Source organism: Deltaproteobacteria bacterium GWC2_65_14 (assembly GCA_001797615.1).
Lineage (GTDB): Bacteria > Desulfobacterota > Deferrimicrobia > Deferrimicrobiales > Deferrimicrobiaceae > GWC2-65-14.
Genome location: MGPV01000004.1, coordinates 26,450 through 39,444, shown reverse-complemented (window position 1 = coordinate 39,444; position 12,995 = coordinate 26,450). Strand labels below are relative to the sequence as shown.

At 67.8% G+C, this 12,995-nt stretch carries 11 protein-coding genes and 1 pseudogene (1 of these 12 cut by a window edge); 6 read left to right on the top strand and 6 right to left on the bottom strand.

The features are described from left to right. From A2X88_03055 to A2X88_03040, 4 genes and pseudogenes are all read left to right on the top strand, one after another. A pseudogene (locus tag A2X88_03055) lies at positions 1-237 on the top strand (cobalt ABC transporter ATP-binding protein); it begins 446 nt to the left of the window's first position. 131 nt (positions 238-368) lie between these two features. Continuing rightward, the gene (locus A2X88_03050; GenBank protein OGP35760.1) at positions 369-1,649 is read left to right on the top strand and encodes a hypothetical protein; all 1,281 of its coding nucleotides are present in this window, start codon (positions 369-371) and stop codon (positions 1,647-1,649) included. 219 nt (positions 1,650-1,868) lie between these two features. Beyond that, entirely contained in the window at positions 1,869-2,291 is a 423-nt protein-coding gene (locus A2X88_03045) for a hypothetical protein (protein ID OGP35759.1), read from the top strand. A gap of 25 nt (positions 2,292-2,316) precedes the next feature. After that, on the top strand, positions 2,317-2,790 hold the full coding sequence (locus tag A2X88_03040) for a hypothetical protein (GenBank protein ID OGP35777.1): 474 nt from the start codon (positions 2,317-2,319) through the stop codon (positions 2,788-2,790). 6 nt (positions 2,791-2,796) lie between these two features. On the opposite strand, the gene A2X88_03035 is transcribed toward A2X88_03040, so the two are convergent. Beyond that, positions 2,797-3,861 carry a hypothetical protein gene (locus A2X88_03035; GenBank protein OGP35758.1) on the bottom strand — a complete coding sequence of 355 codons (1,065 nt, stop codon included), beginning with the start codon at positions 3,859-3,861 and terminating at the stop codon, positions 2,797-2,799. 78 nt (positions 3,862-3,939) lie between these two features. Here A2X88_03035 and A2X88_03030 point away from each other — a divergent pair, with 78 nt between their 5' ends. After that, a complete protein-coding gene (locus tag A2X88_03030; GenBank protein OGP35757.1) occupies positions 3,940-4,563 on the top strand; it encodes a hypothetical protein in 624 nt (207 codons plus the stop codon). A 274-nt stretch (positions 4,564-4,837) separates the two neighbouring features. Then, on the top strand, positions 4,838-6,418 hold the full coding sequence (locus tag A2X88_03025) for a 2-isopropylmalate synthase (protein ID OGP35756.1): 1,581 nt from the start codon (positions 4,838-4,840) through the stop codon (positions 6,416-6,418). Between the two features lie 68 nt (positions 6,419-6,486). On the opposite strand, the gene A2X88_03020 is transcribed toward A2X88_03025, so the two are convergent. The 5 genes from A2X88_03020 to A2X88_03000 form a co-directional block, all read right to left on the bottom strand. After that, on the bottom strand, positions 6,487-6,813 hold the full coding sequence (locus A2X88_03020) for a hypothetical protein (GenBank protein OGP35776.1): 327 nt from the start codon (positions 6,811-6,813) through the stop codon (positions 6,487-6,489). Between the two features lie 309 nt (positions 6,814-7,122). Next, a complete protein-coding gene (locus A2X88_03015) occupies positions 7,123-8,400 on the bottom strand; it encodes a serine--tRNA ligase (GenBank protein OGP35755.1) in 1,278 nt (425 codons plus the stop codon). Then, positions 8,388-9,488: a dehypoxanthine futalosine cyclase gene (locus tag A2X88_03010; protein OGP35754.1), complete on the bottom strand. Its 1,101-nt coding sequence runs from the start codon at positions 9,486-9,488 to the stop codon at positions 8,388-8,390. Before A2X88_03010 ends, A2X88_03015 begins: the two co-directional genes overlap by 13 nt. Further along, the gene (locus tag A2X88_03005) at positions 9,464-10,558 is read right to left on the bottom strand and encodes an aminofutalosine synthase MqnE (GenBank protein ID OGP35753.1); all 1,095 of its coding nucleotides are present in this window, start codon (positions 10,556-10,558) and stop codon (positions 9,464-9,466) included. Before A2X88_03005 ends, A2X88_03010 begins: the two co-directional genes overlap by 25 nt. Next, the gene (locus A2X88_03000; protein OGP35752.1) at positions 10,527-12,992 is read right to left on the bottom strand and encodes a hypothetical protein; all 2,466 of its coding nucleotides are present in this window, start codon (positions 12,990-12,992) and stop codon (positions 10,527-10,529) included. The genes A2X88_03005 and A2X88_03000 overlap by 32 nt, the downstream gene beginning before the upstream one ends. Positions 12,993-12,995: the final 3 nt, after the last annotated feature.

The following is a 12,995-nucleotide window of genomic DNA, read 5'->3' as shown; positions in this document are numbered from 1 at the left end:
GCGGCCAGCCTCGACCCGAAGTCGCGCCGCTCCCTCATATCGCTCCTGCGCCGCTTCTCCCACTCGAAGATCATCGCCTCCCACGATCTCGACCTGATCCTCGACGTCTGCAGCCGCTGCATCGTGCTCCGGGACGGGGCCGTCTCCGCGGACGGACCCGCGGCGGAGATCCTGTCAGACCGGGAGCTGCTCGAGGCGAACCACCTGGAGCTCCCCCTCTCCCTGCAGCGCAGATAGGCCGGGGTCATGCTATGCTGTGCCGGTGCGCACCCCGCCCGGCGGGACATGGGGGCTCCCGGAGGAGGGCGCCCGGTCGAGGGCCACGCGCACGACCACCGGGACGAAGATCCCGCCGGAGGCGATCCCAGATGAAAAGGCCGCCCGTTCTGAAGTACGGCCGCACCGAGGTCGTTATCCCGGACGGCGGATTCCGCAGCGTCGACACCCTCGCCGCCCGGCCGCCGCTGGCCCCCTCCTCCCCGGACACGTTCATCGCGCAGTGCCTGTCCCGCCCGATCGGGTCGCTCCCCCTCTCCCGGATCGCGCGATCCTCCGATTCGGTGGCCATCGCGATCTCGGACGTGACGCGGTACTCCGCCACGGAGCTGTTCCTGACCCCCCTGCTCCGGGAGACCGACGCCGCGGGAATCCCGCGGACCCGGGTTACCCTGTTCGTGGCGCGGGGGACGCACCGGCCCCTGACCGACGAGGAGCTCCGTGCGGTCGTCGGGCCGGAGCTTTCCTCCGGCATCCGGGTCGAACAGTCGGACCCCGACGGAGAGATGGCGACCCTGGGAACCACGTCGCGCGGCACGCCCGTGCAGGTCTACCGTCCCCTTACCGAGCACGACCGGATCGTCCTCACCGGCACCATTTCCTTCCACTACTTCGCAGGGTTCGGCGGCGGGAGGAAGGCGCTGGTCCCCGGCTGCGCCTCGCGGGAGACGGCGGCCGCGACCCACTTCCGGATCTTCCGGACCGACGGGCCGGGGAAGCACCCGCTCTCCCGGGCGGGGTTCCTCGCGGGCAACCCGGTCCACGAAGACATCGTCGAGGCGGTCGCGATGAGGCAGCCCGCCTTCCTGCTGAACACGCTGCTCACCCCGGAGAAGAAGATCTTCGACGCGGTGGCGGGGCACTGGCAGAAGGCGCACGAGGAGGGGTGCGCCCGGTACGCCCGGGTCTTCCGCCTCCGCATCCCCATCCGGTATCCGCTGGTGATCGCCTCCGCGGGAGGATCCCCGAAGGACATCAATTTCATCCAGTCGCACAAGGCGCTGGACCAGGCCTTCCTCGCCGTCGAGGAAGGGGGGGTCCTGATCCTGCTCGCGGAATGCCCGGAGGGGTTCGGGAGCCCGGACTTCTTCCCCTGGTTCCGGTTCTCCGACCCGGATTCGATGGAGGCGGAACTGCGGGCGAACTACCAGATCTACGGACAGACCGCCCACGCCGCCTTCGTCAAGGCGAAGGCGCGCAGGATCCTGCTGGTCTCCTCGCTCCCCCCGGGCGACGTGGAGAAAATGGGGATGACCCCCGCGGTATCCCTCGACCAGGCGGTCCAGATGGCGAAGGAGATCCTCGGGAGACTCCCCGCCACGCTCGTCATCCCCGACGCCGGCTATGTTCTCCCGGAGCTCGCGGAGCAGTAGGGGAAGTTTCCGAACGGGGCCTCTCCCCGCTTCCTGAACTTCCCCGCCCGCTTCGGGGCCCGGTCTGGTACAATTTTTCCTGGGACATGAAACACTGGGAATGCGTCATCTGCGGGTATCTCCACGAGGGCGAGGAGCCGCCGGACCGCTGTCCGGTCTGCGACGCCCCCAGGGAACTGTTTCGTCCACATGCCGAATAGCGGCGAATGGAGGAGCCGGTTGAGCCTTCCGGAGAATTTCTACGCCCACCCGATATTCGTCCATTTTCCGCAGGGGCTCTTCCCGGTGGCCTTCGCGTCGTTCCTGCTCTACCTGGCGACCGGGTCTCCGGATTTCGAGACCGGGGCGTTCGTGGCGGCCGGATTCGGGGCGGCCGCCGCGCCGGTGACGACCCTGACCGGGTTCATCGACTGGAAGGTGCGGTACAAGGGAACCATGACCCCCGTATTCCGGATCAAGATCATCGGCGCCTTCGTGCTGATCGCCCTCTCGATCCCGGCGGTCCTGCTGCGTCTGTCCTCCCCCCACGCGACCGTCCTCCCGCTCTCGGGGACCGGCTGGATCTACGCGGCCCTTCTGGCCGGATCGGCCGGCACCTGCGTCGTGCTGGGACATTACGGCGGAAAGCTCGTCTTCCACTGACGGGACCGGTGAGACCATGGATGTAGTGAAGGAATCGATGCGGAAGCTGACGGAGGAGGCCAAGCAGATCGAGTACGAGCTGCGGATCGTCCTCCCCAAGGAGATCGGCGCGGCGCTGGCGCACGGGGACATCTCCGAGAACGGCGAATACGAGGCGGCGAAGGAGAGGCAGACCACCCTGAACGCGCGCCTCGGGCAGATCCAGAAGCGGCTGGCCGACCTGTCGCGGATCGACCTGGCCGGGATCCCGAAGGACCGGGCCGGACTGGGAAGCACCGTGACGGTGGAGAACGCGGAGACCGGTGAGGAGGTCCCCTTCACCCTGGTGATCCCCGAGGTCGCCGACGGGAAGAGGAACTTCGTCTCCATCGCCTCCCCGGTGGGAAGGGCCCTGCTCAACCGGAAGCCTGGCGACGCGGTAACCGTCCAGGTCCCGAAGGGAACGCTGGAGTTCGAGGTGCGGAAAGTCACCACGATCTTCGGCGACACGATCGGGTAGGAAGGCCTACGCGAGGCCGGGGTACTTCCTCCGCACCTCCTCGACGATCCCCTTCACCTCTTCCGACCGGTCCTTCCTGCAGACCAGGACCGCCTCCCCGCTCCGGACCACGACGATGTCCTCCATCCCGACGACCGCGACCACCCCGCGGTCGGTGCGGACCAGCGATCCCCGGCATCCGGAGAGCAGAACGTTGCCGAAGGTGATGTTCCCTCCCGCCGTGCCCAGGAAGTCGTGGAGGGATCGCCAGGTCCCCAGGTCGTTCCACCCGAAATCGGACGGGATCACGAGGATCTCCCCCTCCTTCTCCAGGATCCCGTGGTCCACCGAGACCGACGGGATCCGGGCGTAGGCCTTCCGCAGCCTGTCCGGGAGCCCCCTCCCCCTTCCTTCGCCGAACGCCTTCTCCAGTTCCCGCCATACCTTCGGCAGGAACCGCTGCATCCGGTCCACGTACCCGGCGGCGGGGCAGAAGAAGACCCCGCTGTTCCAGTAGAAGGCTCCCGCACGGAGAAACCGTCGGGCGGTGGGAAGATCCGGCTTCTCGGTGAAGCGGCGGACGAGGTAGACGTTGCGTCCCCCCTTCCGGAACGGCTTCCCCCGCTCGATGTACCCGTAGCCGGTCGCCGGATGCTTCGGCGCGATCCCCAGCGTGACGAACCGCCTCGTGGATCCGGCTATCCGAAGCGCCTTCCGGAAGATCTCCCGGAACGCCCGAAGATCCGATACGGCGTGGTCGGCGGGAGTCGCCGCGATCACAGCCTCCGGGTCGCGCCGGAGGATCTGCGCGGCCGCCAGCGCCATCGCGGGGGCGGTATTCCTGCCCACCGGCTCCAGGAGAACGTTCCCCCGGGGGATCCCGAGCCGGCGGAAGGAGAGGTGGGGCGCATCCTTTTGCCCCGCGACGACCCAGACGTTCCGCTCCGGGAACAGCGGGGCGATCCGACGGATCGTCTCCACGATCATCGGCCCCCTGCCCGTGAGGTCGAGGAACTGCTTGGACCGCCGCATCCGGCTCTCCGGCCAGAAGCGGGTTCCCGACCCTCCCGCCATGACGACGGCATGGTTCATCGTGATTTCCTCCCGGGGCCGGACGGCCGCATGCGCTTCGGTGTTTCCGTCAGGAGGCGCCTGGGATAGAATACCCCGGTGCGCGCGAATCTGAAAAAGAGTTTCCTCACGGGCCTGTTTGTCATCTTCCCGCTCGTGATCTCCATCGCCCTGCTGGTCTGGTTCTTCCGGGCGGTGGACAACCTCTTTTCCCGCCCCATCGACGGGATCGTCCAGTTCCTCTTTCCGGGGACCGGCCATATTCCGGGGACCGGCATCTTCGCCGGCCTGACGATCATCCTGCTCGTGGGGCTCTTCGCCAGGAACGTCGTCGGGGAGCGGGTCCTCGCGTGGCTCGAGTGGGTCATCGCCCGGATCCCCTGGTACCGCACCCTCTACTCCACCGTGAAGCAGCTGACCGACGCCTTCTCGCCGGCCAACACGAAGTCGTTCAAGAAGGTGGTGCTGGTGGAATACCCCTGCCCGGGCTCCCGGGCCGTCGGATTCCACACCGGCACGGCGGAGGTCGAGGGGAAGACCCACGCGGTGGTCTACGTGCCCACGAACCATCTCTACCTCGGGAATGTGCTCTTCATCCCGGAGGAAATGGTCCAAACCCTGGACATGAAGGTGGAGCAGGCGATCCGGATGCTCGTTTCGGGGGGGATCGCGTCGCCCGAAAGGCTCCCGCTACGGCAGGACCCCGGGAAAATACCTCCTTGACTTCCCGGGGCGGCTCCCCGTACCCTGAGGATACTTATGCGTGCCACGGCTCTCATGCGGAATTGCGGTCGACTTCGCGGGCTCGCCCTACTGGGCCTACCGGGAGGCCGGTCCGTCCGCCGCGCGAGCGCGTGATCGAGTGACATAACGCCTACGTGGCCGCGGGGACCGGCAGGGTTCCCGCGGGCTTTGTTTTCGGCCGCCGGGAACCTACTATCCCGGCGGCTTTTTTTTTATTTCTCCGGGGCCCGAGGCCCCCGGCAAGGAGGAAGCGATGGCAGAACGGGTCTACATCTTCGACACGACGTTGCGGGACGGCGAGCAGGTGCCGGGCGCGAAGCTGGCGAAGGAGGAGAAGGTCAAGATCGCCCGGCAGCTGGCGACGCTGGGGGTGGACATCATCGAGGCGGGATTCCCCGCCTCCTCACCCGGCGATTTCGAATCGGTCCAGGCGGTCGCGAAGGAGGTCCGGGGGCCGGTCATCACGGGACTGGCGCGGGCGGTCAAGAAGGACATCGACACCCTGTGGGAGGCGGTGAAAATCGCCAAGCGCCCGCGGATCCACACCTTCCTGGGCACCTCGGACATCCACATCCAGAAGAAGTTCCGGTCCGACCGGGAGAAGATCCTCCAGTGGTGCGTGGACACGGTGAAGTATGCCTGCTCCCTCTGCCCCGACGTGGAGTTCTCCACGGAGGACGCCGCCCGCACCGACTTCGAGTATCTCTGCCGGACCGTGGAGGCGGTCGTGAAGGCGGGAGCCCGGACGATCAACGTCCCGGACACGGTGGGATACGCCACCCCCCAGGAGATGGCCGACCGGGTCCGCCGCCTGAAAGAGAAGGTCCCCGCGCTCGACAAGGTGATCCTCTCGATGCACTGCCACAACGATCTGGGTCTGGCCACGGCGAACACGCTGGCCGGGATCCTCGCGGGGGCCCGGCAGGCCGAGGTGACGGTGAACGGAATCGGGGAGCGCGCGGGAAACGCCGCCCTCGAGGAGGTGGCGATGGCGATCCGCACCCGGAAGGACGTCTTCCGGAACCTCTACACGGGGCTGAACACGAAGGAGATCATGAAGACGAGCAAGATGGTCTCGGCGCTCATGGGGCTGCCGGTCCAGCGGAACAAGGCGATCGTCGGCATGAACGCCTTCGCCCACTCCTCCGGCATCCATCAGGACGGGATCATCAAGGACCGCTCGACGTACGAGATCGTCCGGCCCGAAGACGTCGGCGGGTCGGCCCACTCCTTCACCCTCACCGCGCGATCCGGCCGGGCGGCCCTCAAGCACCACATCTCGGGGATGGGGCACAAGCTCTCCGAGGGGCAGCTGGACGCGATCTACGAGAAGTTCCTCGTGCTGGCGGACAAGAAGAAGGAGGTGATGGTCGAGGACCTCGAGATCCTCGTGCAGGAGGAGCTCTTCAAGGTCCCGGAGACCTACCGGCTGGAGCATGTCCAGATCCTCTCCAGCACGGAGGCCACGCCGATGGCCGCCATCCGCCTCCGGCGGGGCGACGAGGTGATCGAGGAGGCCGCAACAGGGAACGGGCCGATCGAGGCCGCCTACAAGTGCATCGAGCGGGTCGTGGGGAGGAACTTCCGGCTGATCAACTTCGGGCTCTCCGCGGTCACCTCGGGAAAGGACGCCATCGGGGAGGCGACGGTCCGGATCCAGGACAACGGGACGATCTTCGCCGGGGCCGCCTCCTCCACCGACATCATCGAGGCGGCGGTGAAGGCCTACGTCAACGCGATCAACCGGTGGGTCGCCGATCAGGAGAAGACGAAGTCGGCCCGGAAGACGGGGAAGAGAAAAGGCGGAAGGAAGGCGGCCATCGCGTCACCGTAGCGGAAGCGGTTCCGCCCGCGAACGTGCGTCCCATCGCAAGGGCGCACATCGCGGGCTCCGCCCGGCCGCTACCGGTATTCCTCCCGTGGGGGCGAGAAGGCGTCCAGCGCCGTCGCCCCTTCCGGGCCCGCCACCGCCTTGTGGGGGACCCCGCCCGGGACGAGGTAGATCCCGGTTCCGGAGAGCGTCCGGGGTTCTCCGGCGATGGTCAGCTCCATCGTCCCCGACACCATCATCCCCATCTGCTCGTGGGGGTGCGAGTGCTCGGGGACGACCGCGTTCGGCGCAAGGGTGACCAGGGAGAGCATGATCCTCTCCCCCGACGCGATCTTTGCCGTCACCCCCGGGGCCAGTTGCCGAAGGTCTAACCCGTCCGGATCCCAGAATCGGTGCATCCGCTCCTCCTCCCCGGGCAACGTCCGCCCGTCGTACCGGAAACGTTCCGGACGGATTGTACCATCCGTCGCGCGCATGCGCCGCAATCTGGCCCCCGGGTACGGCTCCGTTGCTTCGGCCTGGCAAGCTATCGACGTGCGCGCTTCGGTATGATCGCCATCGATGTGCACCATGCCGCTTTGGGACCCTGGCTCGCCGAAGTCGCGGATGCGACGAAGGGGGAGGCTGCGGAGCCGATCTCGGACGCCCTTTCGATAGGATGTACTCTCCTGCAATCCGCCGAAACGGCCCCCTGGGTGCAGGCGGGGTCAGGCCGGGCCGATCCGCTCCAGGCCGTGCATGTAGGGGCGCAGCGGCTCAGGGACGAGGACGGAGCCGTCCTCCTGCTGGAAGTTCTCGAGGATGGCGACCACGGTGCGGCCGACGGCAAGGCCGGAGCCGTTGAGGGTGTGCGCGAGCCGGGTCTTCCCCGTGGCGGGGTCCCGGAAGCGGATCTTCGCCCGCCGGGCCTGGAAGTCGGTGAAGTTGCTGCAGGAGGAGATCTCCCGGTACCGGTCCTGCGACGGCAGCCACACCTCGATGTCGTAGGTCTTGGCGGCCGAAAACCCCAGTTCGGCGGTGCACAGCGTCACCACCCGGTACGGCAGCCCCAGCCTCCGGAGGATAGCCTCCGCGTCGGCGGTGAGCGACTCGAGCTCATCCCACGACTCCTCGGGGCGGCAGACCTTGACCAGCTCCACCTTGTTGAACTGGTGCTGCCGGATCATCCCCCGGACATCCTTGCCGTGCGAGCCGGCCTCGGCCCGGAAGCAGGGAGTGTAGGCGGTCATCTTCAGGGGAAGCGATCCGGCGGGAAGGATCTCATCCCGGACGATGTTGGTCACCGGTACCTCGGCGGTGGGGACGAGGTACCAGTCGGTTCCCGCAATCTTGAAGAGGTCCTCCTCGAACTTGGGAAGCTGGCCCGTCCCGAAGAAGGAGGCGGAGTTCGCCAGGAAGGGGGGAAGCACCTCCGTGTAGCCGTGCTCCCGGGTGTGGACGTCGAGCATGAAGTTTATCAGCGCCCGCTCCAGCAGCGCGCCTGCCCCCTTCATCAGGCAGAAGCGGGCCCCGGCGATCTTGGCGGCACGTTCGAAGTCGAGGATGCCGAGCGCCGTCCCGACGTCGACATGATCCCGGACCGGGAAGGAAAAAGCCTGGGGCGTTCCCCACGTCCGGACGGTCTGGTTGTCCTCTTCCCCCTCCCCCTCGGGAACCGACGGATCGGGCAGGTTCGGGATCGACAGGAGAATTTCCTCCATCCGGAGCTCGATGCCGGGCAGCCCCGCCTCCATCTCCTTGATCCGGGCGGAGACCTCCTTCATCCGCTCCATCAGGGAGGAGGCGTCCTGCCTCTGCCGCCGCAGCTTCCCGATCTCCTCGGAGGCGGCGTTGCGCTCCGCCCGCAGCGCCTCCACGGCGACCAGCGCCTCCCGCCGGGACCGGTCGAGCTCCGTAAACTCCTCGAGGGTGAGGTTCATGCGGCGCTTCCGAAGCGCCTCCGCGACCTCTGCGAGATGGTCCCGGACGAACTTCACGTCGAGCATGAGGTGGCCTCCCGTCTGGCGGGGGTAAACCCCGCGTCGCGGATCGTCGCGACGATCTCCTCCTCGCTCATCCGGAAGGAGACCCCCGCCGCCGCCACGACGTTCTCCTCGATCATCGTGCTGCCGAAGTCGTTCCCGCCGAAGAAAAGCCCCAGCTGCGCCACCTTGGCCCCCATCGTCACCCAGGAGACCTGGAGCCGGGAGACATTCCGGAGCAGGAGCCGGGAGACGGCCAGGACCCGGAGGTAGCCGAGCGGGTGGCCGAGCCCGTTCCCTCCGCCTGTCCCGTATCGGGGATCCCGGGAGAGGGCGGTGTTTCCCGGCTGGAAGGTCCAGGGAATAAACGAGGTGAACCCCCCGGTCTCCGCCTGCAGATCCCGGACCCTTACCAGGTGCGTCGCGACCTGCTCCGGCGTCTCGACGCTGCCGAACATCATCGTCGCGGAGGTGGGCAGCCCCCGGCGGTGCGCCTCCCGCATGACGGCCGCCCACTGCTTCCAGCCGATCTTCCTCGGGCTGATGAGCCCGCGGACCTCGTCGTCCAGGATCTCGGCTCCGCCGCCGGGGATCGAGTCGATCCCGGCCTCCATGAGGCGGGAGATCGCCTCGCCGACGCCGATCCCCGAGCGGCTCGCGAAGTGCCAGATCTCGGGAGGGGAAAAGCCGTGCAGCCGGATCGGGTGCCGCTTCACCGCGCGCACGAGACGGACCGCCTCCTCGATCCCCCAGTCGGGGTGCAAGCCGCCCTGCAGGAGGATCTGCGTCCCCCCGAGCGCCAGCGTCTCCTCGATCTTCCTCGACAGCCCCTCGTCGGAGAGAAGATAGGCGTCGGGGGCCCCCTTCTCCCGGTAGAAGGCGCAGAAGGAGCAGGCGCAGACGCAGATGTTCGTGTAGTTCACGTTCCGGTCGACGATGTAGGTGACGATCCCGTCCGGGTGGATCCGCCGCCGGACCGCGTCGGCGGCGCGCCCCAGGTCGAACAGCGGCGCCTCCCGGAGGAGAAGAGCCGCATCCTCCGGAGCCGCGGAACCCTCCAGCGCCCGCCCGAGCGATTCCCGCCAGGTCACCGGGCCTCCTCCGCCGGCCATTCGCGGATCACGTTATAGAGGGTGTCCCGCTCCACCGGGACCCGCCCCGCCTGCCGGATCATGGCCACCAGCTCCGAGACCGTCATCGCCATCCCGGCCTGCGCGCCGGCGGCATGGGTGATCCTCTCCTCGACTACCGTCCCGTCGATGTCGTCCACCCCGAAGTGGAGGGAGATCTGCGCGATCTTCGGGCCCACCATGATCCAGAACGACTTCACGTGGGAAAAGTTGTCGAGGAAGAGACGCGCCACCGCGAGGGAGAGCAGGTCCTCCAGCCCCGTCGTGTATCCCTTGGCGATCTCCGTGTTTTTCGGGTGGAAGGCCAGCGGGATGAAGGCCTGGAACCCCCCGGTGCGGTCCTGCAGCTCCCGCAGCCTCTGCAGGTGGTCCACCCGCGACTCGAGGGTCTCCACGTGGCCGTAGAGCATCGTCGCGTTGCTCCGCAGCCCCGCGGCGTGCACCGCCTCCATCACCTCGAGCCACCGCTCCCCCGGGATCTTCTCCGGGCAGATGGCGTTGCGGATCTCGGGAGCGAAGATCTCCGCCCCGCCCCCGGGGAGGCTCCCCAGCCCCGCCTCCTTCAGCCGGCGGATCACCTCGTCCAGGGGAAGGCCGGAGATCCGGGAGAAGTAGTCGATCTCGACGGCGGTGAACCCCTGGATGTGCATCCCGGGGTGCCGCTCCGAAAGGGTCCGCAGCATCGAGAGATAGAAGTCGAACGGGAGGTCCGGATGGAGCCCCCCCACGATGTGCAGTTCGGTCGCGTTCTGCTCCCTCGCCTCGTCCGCCCGCCGCAGGATCTCGTCCATCGTCATGGTGTAGGCGAGCGGCTCCTCCCTGCTCTTGGAAAACGCGCAGAACCTGCACCGGTTCACGCAGACGTTCGTCGGGTTGATGTGCCGATTCACGATGAAGTAGACCCGGTCGCCGTTCTTCCGCCGGTTGGCGAAGTCGGCCATCTCCCCCACCGTGTGGACGTCGCGCGTCCGGAAGAGTCGCAGCGCATCCTCCCCGGAAAGCCGCCGCCCGGCTTCGACCTTATCCCGAATGTCCCGTAACGAGGGTTCCATTCCCCGCGCCTTTCCGCATCTGCTCCAGGATCCGTTCCCCCGTCCCCAGCTCGCGCGGGACCCGGGGCAGGAAGACCGAGAAGGTCACCCCCTCCCCCTCCCGGTTGTCCAGGTGGATCGTCCCCCCGTGCTTCTGGACGATGGCGTGGACGATCGGAAGGCCCAGCCCCGTGCCCCTGGGCTTGGTCGTGAAGAACGGGTTGAAGATGTTGTGCACCGCGTCGTGGGGGATCCCGCCGCCGGTGTCGCCGACCAGCAGGACCAGCCCCTCCCCCTCCTCCCCGTGCGCGGACCGGGTGGCCACGGTGAGGGTTCCCCCCTCCGCCATCGCATGGACGGCATTCGCGACAAGGTTCCAGAGGACCTGCCGGATCTGGTCCGGGTCGACGGATACGACGGGGGGATCGGCCGCCAGTTCGGTGACCTTCGCGATGCCGGACTCCTCCAGCTCCTCCGTGAACATCGCGAGGACCTCCCGGACCTCGGCATGGAGGTCCACCGGCCGGAACAAGGGAACCGCCTCGCGGGAGAAGTAGAGCGTCTCCTGGACGATCCGCTCCAGCCGCTGGACCTCCTTCAGGATGATCTTCGCGTACCTCCCGATCGCCGCGCGATCCGGCCTCCCCTCCGCCTCCTTCCGGGCCATCCGCGCGGTGAACCCGCCGATCACCGTCAGCGGGTTCTTGATCTCGTGGGCGATCCGGGCCGCCATCTCCCCGAGCGCCGCGAGCTTCTCGCTCTGGAGGAGCCGGTCCTGGGTGAGCCGGACGGCCTCCAGGGCCCCCTCGAGCCGCTCGTACAGCGAGGCGTTCTCCATGGCGAGGCAGACCTCGGAGGCAAACATCGTCAGGATCTGGATGTCCTCCTCCGTGATCTCCCGGTCCCGGAACCGGTTGTCCACGTAGATGGCGCCGCGGACCTCCCCCTTGACCAGGAGGGGGACGGTGGCGAAGGAGGGAGGGTGGTTTCCGCAGAACCGCTCCGCGTGGGCGCCCCTTGCCGCCGGGCAGCCGCTTCCGGTCCGCACCGCCTTTTTGTCCAACACCGCCTTCGCGACGAGACAGGACTCCGCCAGCGGGATCCGGATCCGGTCGACCGCCGTCCAGCTCTCCGCGGAGCTCTCCCCGCTCCCGGCCGTCCAGTCCGGCAATTCCCCCTCCGGGGGGCGAGCGCGGCGCTTCCGCTCTCTCCCCTTGCGGGGTCCGGCTTCCCTTCCCATCCGCGCCACGAGCTGCTTCCCGTCCTCGGAGAGCAGGAACAGGATCGCCCTGCTGAAGTTCAGCCCGGAGGGGGAGGTGAGCGCTCCCAGCGTGACCTGGAGGAGCCGGTCGGTCCGGACGGTCGACATGAGCGCCCGCGCGACGTTGTAGAGCGTGGAAAAACGCCTCGCCCGGGCCTGGTTCTCCTGGGCGAGCTGCTGGGCCTCCCGGAACATGGAGGAGTTCTCGATCATGTTCGCCAGCTGGCTGCAGACCGTCTGCATCAGGTGCATCACCTCGATGTCGAACAGGACCCGGGGGCTGCTGGAGTAGTAGTTGATCACCCCCAGCGCCTTCCCCTTCGAGAGGATGGGAAGTCCGAGGAAGGAGGCGATCCCATGGCGGGAGAGGGAGCCGTACATCGGGGAGTCCTCCGGACCGTTGATCAGGAGGGGCCGTCTCTCCCGGACGATCTGGTTCGCCAGCATCTTGCCGGTCGAGCGGAGCTCCCGCTTCAGGCCGGTGTGGGCATACCCCTCGTCGACCATCACCTTGAGCGCGCCTTGCCCCTTCTCCCCGGCGAGGCGGATCGTGCACCCGTCCGACTGGAGGAGGCGCGAGGTGGTCTTGGCCACGTACCCGAGGATGTCGCGGACGTGGAAGGTGGAGGTGATCGCCCGTCCGATCTCGTTCAGCGTGAGCAGCTCGGAGACCCGCTTCCTCGCGTCCCCGTAAAGCCGGCTGTTCCGGATCGCCCCGGCCGCCTCCGTGGCGACCACCCGCAGCATGGCGACCTGCTCCTCCGGAAACGCGGTGACGGTCCGGTGGGAAAGGTTCATCGCGCCGTAGAGGTAGACGTCGTCCATGATGGGGACGGAGAGGATCGACCGGAAATCGCGCATCTCCCCGGGCACCGCGGGGGCGGGGGGAGTCTCGGTCACGTCGGGGAAGAAGACGGGGGCCCGCTTCTGCACCGCCTTGCCGGCCACCCCTTCCCCCGGCCGGATCCGGAAGTCGAACCGGCTGCACTCCTCGATCTGGAGGCAGGAGGAGACCCACGGGGTCAGCTCCTCCCCCCGGAGATCCTTCTGGTACATGCAGACGCAGTCGACCCCGCTCTCCCGCATGAGGAGGTCGCAGATGAACTTCAGCCGGTTCTCGACCTGGATGTTCGAGTTCGAGATCTCGACCACCCGGGACAGCATGGCGAACCTTTTTTCGACCGGGATCTCCATGGC